This window comes from Pedobacter sp. CAN_A7 (assembly GCF_015752175.1).
Lineage (GTDB): Bacteria > Bacteroidota > Bacteroidia > Sphingobacteriales > Sphingobacteriaceae > Pedobacter.
In genome coordinates this window covers 334355-351871 of the sequence record NZ_JADOUW010000004.1, presented here as the reverse complement: position 1 = coordinate 351871, position 17517 = coordinate 334355, and the positions used below count along the sequence as shown (strand labels likewise).

The 17517-nt window shown below is 38.5% G+C and carries 19 protein-coding genes; 18 read left to right on the top strand and 1 reads right to left on the bottom strand.

All coding sequences use genetic code 11. The annotated features are described in order from the left end of the window. Window positions 1-116: 116 nt before the first annotated feature. The gene (gene metK, locus IWX76_RS16345) at window positions 117-1367 is read right to left on the bottom strand and encodes a methionine adenosyltransferase (protein ID WP_196861096.1); all 1251 of its coding nucleotides are present in this window, start codon (window positions 1365-1367) and stop codon (window positions 117-119) included. Between the two features lie 233 nt (window positions 1368-1600). On the opposite strand from metK, the gene IWX76_RS16340 reads away from it, so the two are divergent. From IWX76_RS16340 to nuoH, 18 genes are all read left to right on the top strand, one after another. Further along, entirely contained in the window at window positions 1601-2488 is an 888-nt protein-coding gene (locus IWX76_RS16340; protein ID WP_196861095.1) for a diacylglycerol/lipid kinase family protein, read from the top strand. 19 nt (window positions 2489-2507) lie between these two features. Continuing rightward, complete coding sequence (locus IWX76_RS16335) at window positions 2508-2858, top strand: translation initiation factor (RefSeq protein ID WP_196861094.1); 351 nt, start codon at window positions 2508-2510, stop codon at window positions 2856-2858. A gap of 145 nt (window positions 2859-3003) precedes the next feature. Further along, on the top strand, window positions 3004-4608 hold the full coding sequence (pckA, locus tag IWX76_RS16330) for a phosphoenolpyruvate carboxykinase (ATP) (RefSeq protein WP_196861093.1): 1605 nt from the start codon (window positions 3004-3006) through the stop codon (window positions 4606-4608). 287 nt (window positions 4609-4895) lie between these two features. Next, the gene (locus IWX76_RS16325) at window positions 4896-5729 is read left to right on the top strand and encodes a MotA/TolQ/ExbB proton channel family protein (RefSeq protein WP_196861092.1); all 834 of its coding nucleotides are present in this window, start codon (window positions 4896-4898) and stop codon (window positions 5727-5729) included. Between the two features lie 84 nt (window positions 5730-5813). After that, window positions 5814-6428 carry an ExbD/TolR family protein gene (locus tag IWX76_RS16320; RefSeq protein ID WP_196861091.1) on the top strand — a complete coding sequence of 205 codons (615 nt, stop codon included), beginning with the start codon at window positions 5814-5816 and terminating at the stop codon, window positions 6426-6428. A 10-nt stretch (window positions 6429-6438) separates the two neighbouring features. Beyond that, complete coding sequence (locus tag IWX76_RS16315) at window positions 6439-6993, top strand: ExbD/TolR family protein (RefSeq protein WP_196861090.1); 555 nt, start codon at window positions 6439-6441, stop codon at window positions 6991-6993. Between the two features lie 30 nt (window positions 6994-7023). Further along, window positions 7024-7845: an energy transducer TonB gene (locus IWX76_RS16310; RefSeq protein ID WP_196861089.1), complete on the top strand. Its 822-nt coding sequence runs from the start codon at window positions 7024-7026 to the stop codon at window positions 7843-7845. A gap of 11 nt (window positions 7846-7856) precedes the next feature. Beyond that, complete coding sequence (locus IWX76_RS16305; RefSeq protein ID WP_196861088.1) at window positions 7857-8081, top strand: hypothetical protein; 225 nt, start codon at window positions 7857-7859, stop codon at window positions 8079-8081. Between the two features lie 33 nt (window positions 8082-8114). Then, the gene (locus IWX76_RS16300; RefSeq protein WP_334642101.1) at window positions 8115-8981 is read left to right on the top strand and encodes a substrate-binding domain-containing protein; all 867 of its coding nucleotides are present in this window, start codon (window positions 8115-8117) and stop codon (window positions 8979-8981) included. A 67-nt stretch (window positions 8982-9048) separates the two neighbouring features. Beyond that, window positions 9049-10743, top strand: a complete 1695-nt coding sequence (locus IWX76_RS16295) for a tetratricopeptide repeat protein (protein WP_196861086.1) — start codon at window positions 9049-9051, stop codon at window positions 10741-10743. A 78-nt stretch (window positions 10744-10821) separates the two neighbouring features. Beyond that, a complete protein-coding gene (locus IWX76_RS16290) occupies window positions 10822-11193 on the top strand; it encodes an NADH-quinone oxidoreductase subunit A (RefSeq protein WP_196861085.1) in 372 nt (123 codons plus the stop codon). A gap of 106 nt (window positions 11194-11299) precedes the next feature. Continuing rightward, complete coding sequence (locus tag IWX76_RS16285) at window positions 11300-11842, top strand: NADH-quinone oxidoreductase subunit B (protein WP_196861084.1); 543 nt, start codon at window positions 11300-11302, stop codon at window positions 11840-11842. Next, a complete protein-coding gene (locus IWX76_RS16280; protein WP_196861083.1) occupies window positions 11842-12345 on the top strand; it encodes an NADH-quinone oxidoreductase subunit C in 504 nt (167 codons plus the stop codon). Before IWX76_RS16285 ends, IWX76_RS16280 begins: the two co-directional genes overlap by 1 nt. 4 nt (window positions 12346-12349) lie before the next feature. Continuing rightward, window positions 12350-13561: an NADH-quinone oxidoreductase subunit D gene (locus IWX76_RS16275; protein ID WP_196861082.1), complete on the top strand. Its 1212-nt coding sequence runs from the start codon at window positions 12350-12352 to the stop codon at window positions 13559-13561. Continuing rightward, window positions 13554-14066: an NADH-quinone oxidoreductase subunit NuoE family protein gene (locus IWX76_RS16270; RefSeq protein WP_196861081.1), complete on the top strand. Its 513-nt coding sequence runs from the start codon at window positions 13554-13556 to the stop codon at window positions 14064-14066. The genes IWX76_RS16275 and IWX76_RS16270 overlap by 8 nt, the downstream gene beginning before the upstream one ends. Next, the gene (gene nuoF, locus IWX76_RS16265; protein WP_196861080.1) at window positions 14066-15433 is read left to right on the top strand and encodes an NADH-quinone oxidoreductase subunit NuoF; all 1368 of its coding nucleotides are present in this window, start codon (window positions 14066-14068) and stop codon (window positions 15431-15433) included. The genes IWX76_RS16270 and nuoF overlap by 1 nt, the downstream gene beginning before the upstream one ends. 15 nt (window positions 15434-15448) lie before the next feature. Next, window positions 15449-16453: a 2Fe-2S iron-sulfur cluster-binding protein gene (locus tag IWX76_RS16260; protein WP_196861079.1), complete on the top strand. Its 1005-nt coding sequence runs from the start codon at window positions 15449-15451 to the stop codon at window positions 16451-16453. After that, the gene (gene nuoH / locus IWX76_RS16255) at window positions 16453-17490 is read left to right on the top strand and encodes an NADH-quinone oxidoreductase subunit NuoH (RefSeq protein ID WP_196861078.1); all 1038 of its coding nucleotides are present in this window, start codon (window positions 16453-16455) and stop codon (window positions 17488-17490) included. The genes IWX76_RS16260 and nuoH overlap by 1 nt, the downstream gene beginning before the upstream one ends. The last annotated feature ends 27 nt before the right edge of the window (window positions 17491-17517 follow it).

Below are 17517 nucleotides of genomic sequence, written 5' to 3'. Positions count from 1 at the left end.
TTTAATACCTAACAAACAAGAAGTAGCCAAAATGGTTTTACAGCCAAAGATTTAAAGTAAAAGAGACCACCTTTTGGGGTAGTCTCTTTTGGGTATATTATTTCAGGTACCGCTAATTATAAGGCAAAAGCAGCTTTTACTTGTTCAAGATAATCTAATTTTTCCCAGGTAAATAACTCCACAGTAACCACTTTCTCATCGCCGTTTGGTGTTTTAAAAGTTTTTGTCACTGTTTCTGGCTTTCTGCCCATGTGCCCGTAGGCAGCAGTTTCACTATAGATAGGGTTTCTTAGCTTTAAACGTTGCTCGATAAAGTAAGGACGCATATCGAAAAGCTCTTCCACAATTTTTGCGATCTCGCCATCTGTTTGTGCGACTTTACTTGTTCCATAGGTATTGATGTAAATACCCATTGGTTTAGCTACACCGATTGCATAACTCACCTGTACTAGAATTTCTTCTGCTACACCTGCCGCTACAAGGTTTTTAGCGATGTGACGGGTTGCGTAGGCAGCACTTCGGTCAACTTTACTTGGGTCTTTACCAGAGAAAGCCCCGCCACCATGAGCACCTTTACCACCATAAGTATCTACAATGATTTTTCGGCCGGTTAAGCCGGTGTCGCCATGCGGACCACCTATCACAAATTTACCAGTTGGATTTATATGGTAATCAATAGTGTCATTAAAAAGGTGAGCGTATTGTGGATATTTAGTGATGATTCTTGGAATCAGGATATCGATCAGGTCTTTTTTGATCTTGGCTAACATGATTTCTTCTTCGTCGAAATCGTCATGTTGTGTAGAGATCACGATGGCAGCAATTCGAACAGGCTTGTTGTCATTGTTATACTCTAAAGTAACCTGGGATTTAGCATCAGGGCGTAAATAGCTGATCTCTGTGTTTTCACGTCTTAACACGGCAAGTTCTTGTAGCAATTTATGCGACAGATCTAAGGCCAATGGCATATAGTCTTCCGTTTCGTTTGTTGCATACCCAAACATCATCCCCTGGTCGCCAGCGCCCTGATCTTCTTTATTCGTTTTGTCAACACCCTGGTTAATGTCCTGTGATTGCTCATGTATCGCAGAAAGGATACCGCAGGAATTGGCTTCGAACATGTATTCGCTTTTCGTATAGCCGATTTTCTTAATTACATCACGCGCAATCTGCTGTACATCAAGGTAAGTTTTTGATTTAACTTCTCCAGCCAATATAACTTGCCCTGTGGTAACCAAGGTTTCGCAAGCGACTTTTGACTCCGCATCAAAAGCTAAAAAATTATCAATAAGCGCGTCGGATATTTGATCTGCTATCTTATCCGGGTGACCCTCGGAAACAGATTCTGATGTAAATAAATAGGACATTTTAAATAATTAGTGTTAATAAAGATAACAATTAAATAAAATGGAAGATGACCCTGTATACAGGCGGTAAAAGGAAGTGTGTAAAAGGTTAGCACTTTTTTTTACGTGGTTGCAATCCCGCTATTCTTAGAATAACATCGCAAATCAGTCCACTTTAATGCTGCAAAATTACACTATATATTCAGATAGTCAAAAAATATTGATTATTTTGTAGTTTAATTAACCTTTTACTCTTGGCAAAATCTAATATATTATTTATTATAAATCCGATCTCCGGTGGGAAGGATAAATTAACTATTCCAGACTTAATTGATGCATACCTGGATCGTTCTAAGTTTAATGCTAATTATCGCTTCACGTCCTATGCAGGGCATGCCGCTGAGATTGTGGATGAGACGGTAAGCATGAACTTTGACATCATTGTAGCTGTTGGTGGCGATGGTACGATCAATGAGATTGGTGCTAAGGTCATGCATCAGCATAAAGTACTAGGTATTATTCCATATGGCTCTGGAAATGGCCTGGCAAGATTTTTAAAAATACCGATGAATACCCGTAAAGCAATTGAAGTACTTAACCATTTTCAGGTGAGTAAAATCGATACCGCTATTTTTAATGATAAGGTGTATTTTAACATGGCAGGTATGGGCTTTGATGCACATATCAGTTCAATTTTTGCTAAGAATAAAAAGAGAGGCTTTTCGGAGTACCTGAAAACAGGATTGAAAGAGATGATCAACTATAAACCCGAAACCTATCGTATTGTAGTTGATGGTAAAAGTTATACACGTAAAGCTTTTGTTGTGAGCGTGGCAAATTCTTCACAATATGGCAACAACGCTCATATTTCACCATTGGCGTCGGTAAGTGATGGATTGCTTGATGTTTGCATTGTAAAAAATTTCCCATTATACAAGATCCCTGCCCTTGCTTATTATATGTTAAGTGCTAAAACTCACCAAACAGATATGGTAGAAATTATTACAGGAAAAAATATTCAGATTTTTCGGGAGCAAGAGGCGGCTATCCATATTGATGGAGAACCATTTTTAATGGGTAAAGAGATTAATATTTCTATTCAGCCGTTGTCATTACAGGTGATAGTACCTGGGCATATTTAAATACTTTAAAAAATAAGCAATGAAAAGCAAAAAGAAAGTAATTAATGATTTCGGAGGAATCATGTATTCGACCGATCCAGGCTTTAGCTATGAGGAAGAAGAAACAAGTCAGGTGAATTTACCGAATAACCAACAAAACATGAAGGTGATGCTGGATAAGAAGAATCGCGGGGGAAAAGCGGTTACCCTTGTTGCCGGCTTTGTTGGTGAAATGGATGCATTGGAGCAGTTAGGAAAAATGTTGAAGACTAAATGCGGGGTTGGTGGAACCACCAAGGATGGTGAGATTTTAATTCAGGGAGATTTCAGAGATAAAGTGGTTGAATTGCTTAAAAAAGAAGGTTTTAAAGTGAAGAAATCCGGAGGTTAATTTCAATGATTTTATTGTTGTCAAATGCCTGTTAATTAACAAGTTAGTTGTTAGTGTATCGCAGACAATAAGTAAAATTAATTCCAAATATCCGTGTTAATTACCTATTAAACTGGCTACATTTGCATGACTAACCATTATTCATATGAGCAGAGTTTTTTTGCAAAAACCGGACCTGAGTTATTTAAACCTTGGGGGGGTAGATGCGCATTACCAGTTGGAAGTTCCAGAACTAGTTGAAGAAGCCTTATTTAATGAGGAGGGTACTTTGGCAGATACAGGTGCTTTGGCCATCGACACCGGAAAATTTACTGGGCGTTCTCCGAAAGACAGATTTATTGTTGACGATAATGTTACCCGTGATGCGGTATGGTGGGGTGATGTTAATATTAAAATTAGCGAAGCATCCTTCGATATTTTATTTGACAAGATGACTACTCATCTTCAGGGTAAAAAAGTTTATGTCAGGGATGCGTACGCATGTGCTAACCCAGAATTTAAAACTACTATCCGTGTAGTAACTGAAAAGGCCTTTCAGAGTTTATTTGTTCATAACATGTTTCTGAGGTTCGCCTATGATGTTTTGGGAGTACAACCGGAATGGACCATTATTGCGGCGCCAGATTTTTTAGCTGATCCGAGCACAGATGGCACCCGCCAGGGTAATTTCACCATCTTGAATTTCACAAAGAAGATTATTTTAATTGGTGGCAGTGCTTACACGGGTGAAATAAAAAAGGGAATATTCTCCGTTTTAAATTTTATTTTACCTGTACAGCGGAACACCTTGTCCATGCATTGCTCGGCAAATGTAGGGAAAGCGGGAGACACGGCTATTTTTTTCGGACTTTCGGGCACCGGGAAAACCACCTTATCTGCAGATCCACAGCGGAATTTGATAGGCGATGATGAACATGGCTGGGCGGAAGAAAGTGTCTTTAATTTTGAAGGCGGGTGTTATGCCAAGTGTGTAGATTTAACTGCAGAGAAGGAACCGCAAATTTTTAATGCCATTAAGTTTGGGTCTTTGCTGGAAAATGTAAATTATTTTCCAGGAACGCGTACAGTAGATTTTTCAAACATTGAAAAGACTGAAAATACGAGAGTAGCTTATCCAATTAATTACATTGAAAGTGCTATGGTGCCGTCTTTGGCAGGCCTTCCTAAAAATATATTCTTTTTAACAGCCGATGCCTTTGGTGTGTTACCGCCAATTTCAAAGTTGACAACCGGACAGGCTATGTTTCACTTTATTTCGGGGTATACGGCAAAAGTTGCAGGTACAGAGGCTGGTGTAATTGAACCACAACTTACATTTTCTGCCTGTTTCGGTAAGGCCTTTTTACCTTTACACCCTACCCGTTATGCAGAATTATTGGGAGAGAAGCTTGAACGTAACCAGGTAAATGTATGGTTGATTAATACAGGATGGAGCGGTGGGGCCTATGGTGTAGGAAAAAGAGTGAAATTAGCCTATACCAGAGCAATGATTACGGCGGCATTAGGCGGAAAACTTGATGAAGTAAGTTACCTGGTGCATCCTGTTTTTGGTTTAAAGATGCCGGAAAGTTGTCCGGATGTTCCTGCTGAAATATTGAATCCAAGAAATACCTGGGCTGATCCACTATTATATGATGCAAAAGCGAATGAACTGGCGGCAGCCTTTATTGAGAATTTTAAGCAGTTTGATTCTTCAGCAAATGCAGAAATGAGGAGTTCTTTGCCTAAAATCAACGAAATCGCTGTTTAAAGCTTTTTTTTTATCTAAAAATTTGCATTTAATTTTTTTTTTGGTTTTACTTGTGAAAGATTGTCTCGAGAGAGGCAGTCTTTTTTTGATATATACTTCGTCTAAGGGGAAAATACGCGAAAGTGACATTTTAAATTAGATTGATATTTTATGTTATAATGTCAATCAAAGTTCTAAATTTGTTACTACAACAATTGTGTATATTAGTCGTTGTTTGTATTACTGAATAAATTTTAACAAATCTTTCAAAAAAACAAGGTTTAAAAAACTAAAAAAACTAAAAAAAAATGGCAAACGCACCAAAACCAACAACAGTTACAAAAGATGGCTCTAGCTCTTCAGCATCGAATTTATTCGCAATGTTAGTGATCCCAATTTGTATTATTATCGGAATTATTCTATTCAAATTTGTATTAGGAGATCCAAGTAATTTCATTGACAATGATTCATCAAATCAGCCACTTCCTGGAAACTATGCAGCTATGGCATACAAAGGTGGACCGATCGTTCCAGTTTTAATCGGAATGCTTCTAATGGTATTTGTTTTCTCAGTAGAACGTTTTATCGTAATTAGTAAAGCTACAGGTTCTGGAAGTTTAGATGCTTTCATCAAAAAAATTCAAGGCTATTTAGCTTCAAGCAACATTGAAGGTGCAATGGTTGAGTGTGACAAACAAAAAGGTTCAGTTGCAAACGTAATTAAATCTGGTTTGAAAAAATACCGCGAAATGGAAGTGGAAGTAAACATGGATACAGATCAAAAATGTTTAGCTATTCAAAAAGATATTGAAGAAGCAACTACATTAGAGATGCCTATGTTAGAACAAAATTTAACTGTAATTGCAACCTTAGTATCAGTTGGTACATTAACAGGTTTATTAGGAACAGTAACAGGTATGATCAAGGCTTTCGGTGGTTTAGCTACATCAGGAGCACCAGATCAGGCAGCACTTGCGAATGGTATCTCTGAGGCCCTAATTAATACAGCTACTGGTATTGCTACATCAACTGTTGCGATTATCATGTACAACATTCTGACTTCTAAAATTGACAAATTAACTTATGCAATTGATGAAGCAGGTTTTAGCATCATCCAAACTTATGCATCTACGCATAAATAAGAATAATGAATTTTTTTTACCGGCTTTATGGAAAACCGGGAGATTAAACATCATTAGTTAAAAACATAAGTAATTTAAAAGATTATGCCAAGAGCAAAGGTTAAAAGAACCAGTACCTCGATTGATATGACCGCCATGTGCGATGTTTCCTTCTTGTTATTGACGTTCTTTATATTAACAGCAACAGCACGCCAGCCTGACCCCTTGAATGTCAGTATTCCATCTTCAACCTACAAGATTCCGGTTCCGGATATTGATATTGCGAAGTTGTCTATTGGTCACGGAAAAGTGTTCTATGAAGTTGCTGGAAAAGACGTGAAAATGGCAACGCTTGATAAAATGGGAGAGCAGTATAAAATCAGCTTTACTCCTGAAGAGCGTGAGCGTTTTGGTGTTATCCAGTCATTTGGAGTTCCAATTCAAAGCTTAAAACAATTTATTGCTTTAAGAGATGAGGCTTCAAGAACAGAATCACCATTACAAACAGGGATTCCAACAGATTCGGTAAACAATCAGTTAGCGGACTGGATATTGAATTCGCGTAAAGCGGTTGCAGAATTGCATTCTACGTCGATGAGAATTAGTATCAAAGGTGATGCAGAGGAAGAGTATTCAAATATTAAAACTATTGTTGATATTCTACAGAAGCAAAAAATTAACAAATTTAGTTTAATTACGACTGCTGAAGGCGGCGAATAAATAACAGACAATGGCAGAATTAGATACCTCCAGCGGGGGTGGTAAAAAGGGCGGCGGTAAAGTAAGGACCAAAAAAGCTAATACCAAAGTAGATTTAACTGCGATGGTTGATTTAGCCTTCTTGTTGATTACTTTCTTCATGCTAACCACCTCGCTTTCGAAGCCAATCGCAATGGATATTGCAAAACCAGACAAAAATGAAAAGGATGATACGAACAGGCTTGAATTAAGAGCTTCTCAAACCATGACTATTTTGTTAGGTAAGAACAATAAAGTTGCCTGGTACATGGGTGAAGCAGGTAAAAGCCAACCTAATATCGAAGGATTTGCAGACGTTAGAAAATCAATACTGGAGAATAAAAAGAAAGTAGCTGATTTAAACAATAATGATCCTAAGAAGACCTTAGTCATAGTTATCAAACCTACTTCAGGTGCGACATACAAAAACTTTGTTGATATTATGGATGAACTGAACATCACTAAGATTACCACTGCACCAGCGATTGATGATGAGAACATCCTGGATTCAGAAAAAAGTTTCATGCAGCAAAATGGAATTTTATAATAATAAATTAAACATTAAAACATTAAAGCAATGTTCGGTTCTAAAATAGATTTATTCAGAAAAGAGTGGCTTGATGTTGTTTTTGAACAGAAAAATAAAAGCTACGGTGCTTACGAGCTCCGAAGACAAAACGGCTCAAATACAACTAAATCCTTACTTTATGCAGGAACAGTATTCGTGCTGTTGTTCGTAACACCCAAGATTATTTCGATGATTAAGGGTGCCCTTCCTGAAGAGGAGATAGTTAAACAAGTAGAGGTTACCGTTGCGCCACCACCGCCGGTGAACCCGGATACCCCTCCGCCACCACCGGTTGAGCCACCGCCGCCAAAACAGGATCAGGTTAAGTTTCCTCCTCCAATTGTAAAGCCGGATAATTTGGTGCGTGACGAAGAACCTCCTCAGATTGAGGACTTGAAAAAAGCAGATCCAGGTCAGAAAACCATTGCTGGTGATCCTGATGCTGATATTGTAATTGCCGCTCCAGTTGGAGAAGGACCAAAACAAGCTGCTGTAGTGGAAGATACTAAAGTTTACGATTTCGTAAGTATTGAAACACAACCAAGTTTTCCAGGTGGAATGGATAAATTTTATGCTTACTTAAAAAGAGCTGTAAAATACCCTCCAATGGCAGCTGAGAATAACATACAAGGGAAAGTGTTTTTATCTTTCGTTGTTGAGAAAAACGGTGAATTAACAGACATCAAAGTAGATCGTAAATTAGGCGGTGGAACAGATGAAGAAGCTGTTAGGGTTTTAAAGGCTAGTCCGCGTTGGACTCCTGGTATCCAAAACGGTAAACCAGTACGTGTTAAATATAACATACCTATAAGCTTCACTTTAAGTCAATAAGAAAAATAAACATGATTGACTTCAATTTTTTTAAACAGAAATCGCCACAACAGCGATTTCTGTTTATTTTAGGGCTTGTTATGCTCTCGTTATATCTAGCTCTGGGCATCCTGCTCATCTTTTGGAAAGACATTCCATTCGACATCACACCGACGTACAGAATACTGTTCGGTATATTATTAATTGCCTACGCCATACTACGTTTTTACAGGTTGATCAACAAAAGGGAGGATTAAATGAAATATTGCGGTTTTATCTTATTCATATTGATGGCCTTTTCTTCATGCAAAGACAAAGAAGAAAAAGAAGTTGTCGTGTCAAGAACTGAGGGAGATGTATCTATTTTAGTTGATGAATCTTTTAGTAATGTCGTCGACGATCAGATCGCTGTATTTCAATCGGACTATCCAAATGCTAATTTTAAAATTATTCCAGGGCAGGAAAGTGCAATTCTTCCAACTTTTTTAAATGATAGTGTTAGGGTGATGATCTCATCAAGGATGCTGACCTCAGCTGAGGAAAAAATTTATGCAAACCGAGGAATTCCGGTAAGGGCCTCACGTTTTGCAATAGATGGTATAGCTTTGATTACCAGTAAAGAAAATGCGGATTCTACAATTACTGTAGATGAAGTGATATCCATATTAAAAGGTACTAGTGCCAGCAATAGAAGCTTGGTTTTTGATAATGCCTACTCCAGTACCGTTCGTTATTTTAAGGAACTTGCCGGCGTTAAATCTTTACCTAAAAAAGGAGTGTATACTTTAAACAGCAATGATGACGTTATTAAATACATTGGATTGCATAAAGATTACATAGGTGTGGTAGGTGTGAACTGGTTATTACAGGGTGATGCCAAGGGAAAGGACTACATGCAACAGGTCAGATTAATGGGTGTGAAGAATCTTCAGGGCAAAAAAGGGGATGACCGTTTTTATAAGCCTACTCAAAATCATCTCATAAGTGGGATATATCCATTCTTACGTAACATTTACATCATCAATGGTGAGGGTAAACTAGGTTTGGGCACAGGTTTTGCAAACTGGTTAGTGAGCCAACGTGGACAGCTGATTGTCTTAAAATCAGGTTTAGGTCCGCATAAACTCACATCGAGGGAATTTAATCTTAAAAATTAAAAATAATTATATATTTGAAACAAGCGAAGTGTTTATAAGCTTCCTAACGATTTAACGAAAACGAACCATGAAAATGACAAAAAAAGCAATAGCCTTAAGTTTAGGTCTAGCAGTGGTAGGTTCTGCCTCTTTTGCTCAAAGTTTAGATGATGCAAAAAAGGCATTAGACGCTGAACAGTATCAGAAAGCTACTTCTATGCTAAAGACACTAGTAAACTCTCAGGGAAAGAAAGGTGAAAATTTTTATTACTTAGGTGAAGTATATCTGCGTACTGATTATGTAGATTCAGCTCGTGCTGTATTTACGCAAGGAGTTGCAGCAGATCCTAAATTCGCCCTAAATTATATAGGATTAGGTGAAGCAGATCTAGCAACAAATAATGCGGCCTCAGCAAAAACTAATTTTGATAAAGCACTTGACATCGCATCTAAAAAAGATCATGTTCCAGCAATGTTTATTGGTAAAGCTTATGTAGCATCTGAAAAACCAGATTATGCTGCTGCATTGACTTTCTTGAAGAAAGCTGATGAATTGGACAAGGACGATAAAGATGCTGAAACATTTTTAGCGCTTGGTGATTTCCATGCTAAACAAAAACAAAATTCAGAGGCTTTACAGAACTACTTAAGAGCTTTAAATATTAACCCAAATCTACACCGTGCTAAAGTTCAGATCGGTAGAATGTATAAAGAGTCAAGAGCTTTTCCTGAGGCTGAATCAACCTTAAAAGAAGTAATTGCTGCTGATGCTAACTACGGTCCAGCTTACCGTGAGATTGCTGAGCTATATATGCAATGGGCGAATTTTGAACCTCAAAATTTTGATGCTAAAGCGGCATCTGCATTAGAAAACTACAAAAGGTACCTGGATTTAACTGATAAATCATTTGAATCGAGATTACGTTATGCTCAGTTCTTATTTTATGCAAAAGATTTCAAAACTTTAGAACAAGAAACAAGTGCATTAGCATCAGTAAGTGCAAATGATCCAAAAGCGCCTGTTGTATTAAGGTTACGTGGATATTCAGCTTATGAGAACAAAAACTATCCACAAAGTTTGCAATACATGAATGATTTCTTTGCAAAAACCACAGATACTTCACGTCTTGTAGGATCAGATTATCTATATTTAGGTAAAGCCTTATTGCAAAGTGGAAATGATAGCTTAGCTTTAAAAAACATTACTAAAGCAGTAGAAATGGATTCGACAAATGTGGAATCTTTAACTGAAATTGCTAAAGCATTTTATGATGCAAAAAAATATGGTCAGTCTGCTGACATATACGATAAAGCAATTGCTGCAGCACCAAACGCAAGAGGTGTTTTGTATAGCTATTATTACAATGGCTTAGCTCGTTATTTCCAGTATGCTGGCGAATTAAATGCTAAAACTAATCCATCGAAAGACATTTTGGTTAAAGCAGATTCTGCAATTGCTAAAGTAGCTACATTAGCTCCGGAAACTACAGATGCTTATTTATGGAGAGGTAGAATTAACAGTTTAATTGATGATGAAGCAAATCCTAAAGGATTAATGGTTCCTCACTTTGAAACCTTTATTCAAAAGGTAACTGTAGAAAAACCAGAATTAGCTGCTGCAAATGCAAGAAAATTAGCTGAAGCTTATGATCAATTAGGTGCATTTTATGCAAATACTGATAAAGCAAAAGCAAAGGAATATTTTACAAAAAGTGTTGCTGCTAATCCAGCAGGAACATTTGCTCCAGCTAAGTTGAAAGAGTTAGCCGGAACAAAAAAATAAACATCTTTTTAAATCTATTTGAAAGGCAGGGTTGTTATCCTGCCTTTTTCTGTTATTTTTGTTGTATAAAGATTTTTCATGGAAACACAAAGTATACCTTCTGACTTTTTACCTATTATATTTCAAGTTATTGTTGCCCTTGGTTTTGTAGTGGTAACACTTATTGCTACCCACTATTTAGGCCCAAGAAGAAAAACGATCGACAAGTTGTCAACTTTTGAGGCGGGCATTAAGGTAGTAGGAAATGCACGTCAGCCATTTTCCATTAAGTATTTTTTAGTGGCTATATTATTCGTTTTATTTGACGTTGAGGTCATTTTCATGTATCCATGGGCAGTTAATTTTAGGGAATTGGGCATGGAAGGGATGATAGAGATGTTTATCTTTATGGGTACCCTCTTGCTAGGCTTTATATATGTCATAAAAAAGAAGGCATTAGACTGGAATTAATTATTTAGATCCATTATAAATGAAGTGCTAAAGTCGTTATCTTTCTAAAATATCGTAAATTAGTGGTCCATTCCGTATTTAGGGATGGACCATTTTCGTATATATCATGAGTGACATCAATATAGTAAATGCACCTCCAGGAATCGAGGGATCTGGCTTTTTCGCCACATCACTGGACAAAGTTGTAGGCCTTGCCCGTTCCCATTCCTTATGGCCTTTGCCATTCGCAACTTCCTGCTGTGGAATTGAGTTTATGGCTACCATGGGCTCACATTATGATTTCGGTCGTTTCGGCTCGGAACGTTTAAGTTTCTCCCCCCGTCAGGCAGATTTACTGATGGTAATGGGTACCATTGCCAAAAAAATGTCCCCTGTTTTGAAACAAGTGTACTTACAAATGGCAGAGCCCCGATGGGTGATGGCTGTTGGTGCATGTGCTTCTAGCGGTGGCATATTTGATACCTATTCGGTACTTCAAGGCATTGATGAAATCATCCCTGTTGATGTTTACGTCCCTGGATGCCCACCTAGACCGGAAGCGATTTTAGATGGTTTCGGTAAAATTCAGGAACTTGTTAAGAGTGAATCATCCAGAAGGAGAGATTCTGATCAGTACAAGGAAATGTTGGCTTCATACGGGATATTATAATGGAAGAAACTAAGAACAGTGAATTAATCCAGCTGCTAAGTGAAAAATTTAATGGTAAAATTCTAAACGTTAATGAACCCTATGGATTATTAACGTTTGAAACTACGAAAGATGTCATTATACCTGTCTTGACCTTTCTAAAAGAGGATGCAAAGACTAGTTTTAGTTTTCTTACCGATATCACAGCAGTACACTATCCTGAAAAGAAACATGGAATTGCAGTTGTTTATCATCTGCATAATTTGGTGCAAAAGATCAGGGTTAGGGTAAAGGTTTTTATCGACCAACATGAACCCATAATTCCTTCAGCTACTTCGTTGTGGGATGGCGCCAATTGGATGGAACGTGAAACCTATGATTTTTTTGGAGTTAAATTCGAAGGTCATCCTGACTTAAGAAGAATTTTAAATATGGATGACTTAGGGGTATTTCCAATGTTAAAACAATACCCATTGGAAGATCCAAATAGAGTTGACAAAAAAGACGAATACTTTGGTAGATAATAAAATGAGTAATCAGCCAGTATATACAGACAACGATCCTCAGAATGAATTGGTAACCTTAAACTTAGGCCCAACACACCCCGCTACACACGGGGTTTTTCAAAATGTTCTACAGTTAGATGGAGAACGTATTGTAAGTGGAGTGTCTACGATAGGTTATATCCACCGTGCTTTTGAAAAAATTGCAGAACATAGGCCTTTTTATCAAATCACCCCTTTAACAGACCGGTTAAATTATTGTTCGTCGCCGATTAACAATATGGGCTGGCATATGACTGTAGAGAAATTACTGAACATCCAGATGCCTAAACGCGTTGATTACCTGCGGGTAATTATTATGGAATTAGCCAGAATTTCCGATCACATCATTTGTAATACTATTATCGCTCAGGATACAGGTGCAACCACCACGTTTTTATATTTGTTCCAATTCAGAGAGCACATTTATGAAATATATGAAGAGATTTGTGGTGCAAGATTAACCACAAATATTGGACGTATAGGCGGGTTTGAGCGTGATTTTAATGATATTGCTTTTGCGAAAATCAACAAGTTTTTAAAAGAGTTTCCAGTTGCGCTTAGAGAATTTGAAAGTCTGCTTAACAGAAATAGAATCTTTATTGATCGAACTGCCGGCGTAGCTTGCGTAACCGCAGAAACTGCATTAAGTTACAGTTGGACAGGGCCACTTTTACGTGCTACAGGTATAGATTACGATGTTAGGGTAAGTGAACCCTATTCGTCTTATGGAGACTTCGATTTTGAAATTCCTGTAGGTACCAGTGGTGATATTTACGACCGTTATTTGGTGCGTAATGAAGAGATGTGGCAAAGTGTTCGGATTATTGAACAAGCTTTAGAAAAGTTGAAAAGTGAGCCTGCTGGGATCTTTCACGCTGATGTTCCTGAATTTTATTTACCAGCCAAAGAAGAGGTTTACAATAACATGGAAGCCTTAATCTATCATTTTAAGATCGTAATGGGAGAAATTGACGCACCAAAAGCGGAAGTTTACCATGCTGTGGAAGGTGGAAATGGTGAACTTGGTTTCTACCTGATTAACGATGGGGGAAGAACACCATATCGTTTACACTTCAGACGTCCAAGTTTTATAAATTATCAAATGTATGCTAAAATGAGTGAGGGGATGCTGCTATCGGATGCCATCATTAACATGAGTAGCATGAATATTATAGCAGGAGAACTAGATGCTTAAAGTAGAAGAACAACAACCTGTGGACTTTTCATCAACTTTGCTTTCAAAGTTTGAAGAGATAGCAGGTAGATACCCGGAAGGTAAACAAAAATCTGCCTTGTTGCCCTTATTACATGAGGTTCAGGCCGAACAAGGCTGGTTAAGTACTTCAGCAATGGATCGCGTTGCTGCTTTTCTGGATATTGAGCCGATAGAGGTTTATGAAGTGGCATCGTTTTATTCGATGTATTTTTTAAAACCTTCAGGTAAATATGTCTTAGAAGTATGCCGTACCGGTCCATGCTGTTTAGTGGGAGCAGAAAAAATAATGTCCCATATTGAACAAAAGCTGGGCGTTAAAGAGAATACGGTAACACCAGATGGCTTGTTTAGCTGGAGAGGCGTAGAATGTTTAGCCGCATGTGGTTATGGACCTGTTTTACAAATTGGCCCTGATTACACTTTCTATGAGAACCTGAACGAGCAAAAGGTGGATGAATTAATAGAGAACTTACGTAATAAATAATGGCTCGTAAACTATTATTAGAACATATAAACGTTCCTGGCATCAATACATTTGATGTCTATCGTCAAAAAGGCGGATATCGTGCAGTGGAGAAAGCTTTGAAGACCTTAACTTCTGAGGAGGTGGTTGAAGAAGTTAAAAAATCCGGCTTGCGCGGTCGTGGGGGTGCGGGATTTCCTACTGGGATGAAATGGAGTTTTCTGGCGAAACCAGAAGGTGTTCCACGTTATCTGGTTTGTAACGCAGATGAATCTGAACCTGGGACTTTTAAAGACCGGTACTTGATGACACATATCCCTCATGCTTTAATTGAAGGGATGATTGTATCGAGTTATGCTCTAGGTGCCAATACTTCCTACATATACGTACGTGGTGAAATGATGCCACAAATCAGGATTCTGGAAAAAGCAATTGCTGAAGCTAGGAACGCTGGTTTTCTCGGGCAGAATATCATGGGAACAGGGTACAACCTGGAGCTTTATGTTCAGCCGGGTGGTGGTGCCTATATTTGTGGCGAGGAAACGGCCTTATTAGAGTCATTAGAAGGCAAGAGGGGTAATCCAAGAATTAAACCACCTTTTCCTGCTATTGCTGGTTTATATGGCCGGCCGACTGTAGTGAATAACGTCGAATCAATTGCAGCTGTTGTTCCCATTATCAATGATGGGGGTGAAGAATATGCAAAAATAGGAATTGGCCGTAGTACAGGTACAAAGTTGATTTCAGCGTCAGGAAATTTAGTAAAACCTGGGGTTTATGAAATTGAGCTTGGCTTGCCAGTGGAAGAATTCATCTATTCTGATGAATACTGTGGTGGTATTGCCAATGGTAAAAGGCTTAAGGCCACTGTTGCCGGCGGTTCATCGGTTCCGGTATTACCAGCAAATCTTACCCTGAAACTTGCTAATGGTGACCCAAGGTTAATGAGCTATGAATCTTTATCAGAAGGTGGTTTTGCAACAGGCACAATGATGGGTTCAGGTGGATTTATAGCCTTTGACGAAGACCAGTGTATGGTTAGAAATACCTGGAACTTTGCACGCTTTTATTCACATGAAAGCTGTGGTCAATGTTCCCCTTGTCGTGAAGGTACCGGATGGATGGAGAAAGTTTTACATCGTTTGGAATACGGACACGGTAAAATGAGTGATATTGATTTATTGATCAATGTGGCTAAAAATATTGAAGGAAACACAATTTGCCCGTTAGGCGATGCTGCAGCCTGGCCAGTGGCCAGTGCAATCAGACATTTCAGGGATGAATTTGAGTGGCATGTAAAAGAGCCAGTTAAATGCCTGGATACAAATTATGGTTTAGCTAATTATGCTGAACCCATAGCGAAAGCAGAAGTTACTACAGAAAATTAAAGAATATCTTTAACAATGAGTGATAAAGTTAAGGTTACCATAGACGGTATAACTGTTGAAGTCGAACCCGGTACATCGATCTTAAATGCCGCAAGGCAAATAGGTGGCGATATTGTGCCTCCTGCGATGTGCTATTATTCCAAATTGGAAGGCAGTGGCGGTAAATGTCGTACCTGTATTGTTAAGGTGAGCAAAGGGTCAGAAAAAGATCCAAGACCTATGCCAAAACTTGTGGCTTCTTGCCGGACTACAGTGATGGATGGTATGGAAGTGCAGAACATTACCTCTCCAGAGGTTATTGAAGCGCGTGCAGGTGTTGTAGAGTTTTTACTGATTAATCACCCATTGGATTGCCCGGTGTGTGATCAGGCCGGTGAATGTGATTTACAAAACCTGGGTTACGAACATGGTTTACAGAAAACCAGGTACGAATTTGAACGTCGTACTTTTGAGCGAATCGATATTGGTGATAAGATACAATTACACATGAACCGTTGTATTTTATGCTACCGTTGTGTGTTTACAGCCGATCAGATCACTAATAAACGAGTACATGGAATTTTAAACCGTGGTGATCATTCAGAAATTTCTACCTATATCCAAACAGCTGTTGATAATGATTTCTCTGGAAACGTGATCGATGTTTGCCCGGTAGGTGCTTTAACAGATAAGACATTTCGTTTTAAAAACCGTGTTTGGTTTACTAAACCTATTGACGCACATCGCGACTGTCCGACTTGCAATGGTAAGGTAACCTTGTGGTATAAAGGCGAAGATGTACTTAGGGTAACTGCCCGCAAAGATATTTACGGAGAAGTAGAGGAGTTTATCTGCAATACTTGTCGTTTTGACAAGAAGAAAACTATTGACTGGGTACTTGAACACCCTACACATATTAGTGATGCCTCGGTAATCGCTTCTAATCATTACGAGACGATGGTTCCATTACCTGTTATTCAGGACAATCCAACATTACAATTGGCTAATAAAATTGAACTAGAAAAAACCAGTAAATTCTAATGGAGAACTCGTTAATGATAGAAAAATTTATACTTGTCTCCATTATATTTGGAGTTACGCTGTTGATTGCGATGTATTCTACCTATGCAGAACGGAAAGTTGCAGCGTTTTTGCAGGACCGCTTAGGGCCGGATCGCGCGGGTCCTTTTGGGATATTCCAACCCCTAGCAGATGGTTTAAAGATGTTTATGAAGGAAGAAATCGTTCCTACCAATTCCAGTCGCTGGTTATTTATGGTAGGTCCTGGTTTATCCATGCTTACGGCCTGTATAGGAACGGCAGTTATTCCATGGGGTTCTGATATTACCATTGGAGATCGTATTATTCCCTTGCAGGTTGCTGACATTAATGTAGGTGTTTTATATATCTTCGGTGTAGTTTCTTTAGGTGTGTATGGCGTAATGATCGGGGGCTGGGCTTCAAATAACAAGTATTCCTTGTTAAGTGCCATCCGTGCAGCCTCACAAAATATCAGTTACGAAATTGCCATGGGGCTTTCCATTATTGCATTATTGCTGGTTACAGGCACCATGAGTTTACGCGAAATCTCAGACCAGCAGCATGGCTGGCATTGGAATGTGCTGTATCAACCACTGGGCTTTATCATATTTTTAATCTGTGCCTTTGCAGAAACAAACAGGGCGCCGTTCGATTTGCCAGAATGTGAAACAGAATTAATTGGTGGTTACCATACCGAATACTCGTCTATGAAACTGGGCTTTTACCTGTTTGCAGAGTATATCAATATGTTTGTCTCTTCGGCAGTTATAGCAACCCTTTATTTCGGTGGTTATAACTATCCGGGTATGGATTGGGTATTGTTAAATGTAGGACCTATTTTCGGACCAATCATTGGTACCCTGGTATTATTCATTAAAATATTTGCATTTATCTTTTTCTTTATGTGGGTACGCTGGACAATTCCACGTTTCCGCTATGACCAATTGATGCACCTGGGGTGGAAAGTTTTAATCCCATTGGCCATCGCAAATATTATTATCACCGGTGTGGTGATTGCATTAGTAGAGAAATTTTAACGTTCCGCTTGCGGATATAAAAGGAGG

Coding starts and splice junctions, on each gene's coding strand:
- metK (WP_196861096.1), bottom strand. CDS start 1,367: ATGTCCTATTTATTTACATCAGAATCTGTTTCCGAGGGTCACCCGGAT.
- IWX76_RS16335 (WP_196861094.1), top strand. CDS start 2,508: ATGAAAAGCAAAAAGAAAGTAATTAATGATTTCGGAGGAATCATGTAT.
- pckA (WP_196861093.1), top strand. CDS start 3,004: ATGAGCAGAGTTTTTTTGCAAAAACCGGACCTGAGTTATTTAAACCTT.
- IWX76_RS16325 (WP_196861092.1), top strand. CDS start 4,896: ATGGCAAACGCACCAAAACCAACAACAGTTACAAAAGATGGCTCTAGC.
- IWX76_RS16320 (WP_196861091.1), top strand. CDS start 5,814: ATGCCAAGAGCAAAGGTTAAAAGAACCAGTACCTCGATTGATATGACC.
- IWX76_RS16315 (WP_196861090.1), top strand. CDS start 6,439: ATGGCAGAATTAGATACCTCCAGCGGGGGTGGTAAAAAGGGCGGCGGT.
- IWX76_RS16310 (WP_196861089.1), top strand. CDS start 7,024: ATGTTCGGTTCTAAAATAGATTTATTCAGAAAAGAGTGGCTTGATGTT.
- IWX76_RS16305 (WP_196861088.1), top strand. CDS start 7,857: ATGATTGACTTCAATTTTTTTAAACAGAAATCGCCACAACAGCGATTT.
- IWX76_RS16300 (WP_334642101.1), top strand. CDS start 8,115: ATGGCCTTTTCTTCATGCAAAGACAAAGAAGAAAAAGAAGTTGTCGTG.
- IWX76_RS16295 (WP_196861086.1), top strand. CDS start 9,049: ATGAAAATGACAAAAAAAGCAATAGCCTTAAGTTTAGGTCTAGCAGTG.
- IWX76_RS16290 (WP_196861085.1), top strand. CDS start 10,822: ATGGAAACACAAAGTATACCTTCTGACTTTTTACCTATTATATTTCAA.
- IWX76_RS16285 (WP_196861084.1), top strand. CDS start 11,300: ATGAGTGACATCAATATAGTAAATGCACCTCCAGGAATCGAGGGATCT.
- IWX76_RS16280 (WP_196861083.1), top strand. CDS start 11,842: ATGGAAGAAACTAAGAACAGTGAATTAATCCAGCTGCTAAGTGAAAAA.
- IWX76_RS16275 (WP_196861082.1), top strand. CDS start 12,350: ATGAGTAATCAGCCAGTATATACAGACAACGATCCTCAGAATGAATTG.
- IWX76_RS16270 (WP_196861081.1), top strand. CDS start 13,554: ATGCTTAAAGTAGAAGAACAACAACCTGTGGACTTTTCATCAACTTTG.
- nuoF (WP_196861080.1), top strand. CDS start 14,066: ATGGCTCGTAAACTATTATTAGAACATATAAACGTTCCTGGCATCAAT.
- IWX76_RS16260 (WP_196861079.1), top strand. CDS start 15,449: ATGAGTGATAAAGTTAAGGTTACCATAGACGGTATAACTGTTGAAGTC.
- nuoH (WP_196861078.1), top strand. CDS start 16,453: ATGGAGAACTCGTTAATGATAGAAAAATTTATACTTGTCTCCATTATA.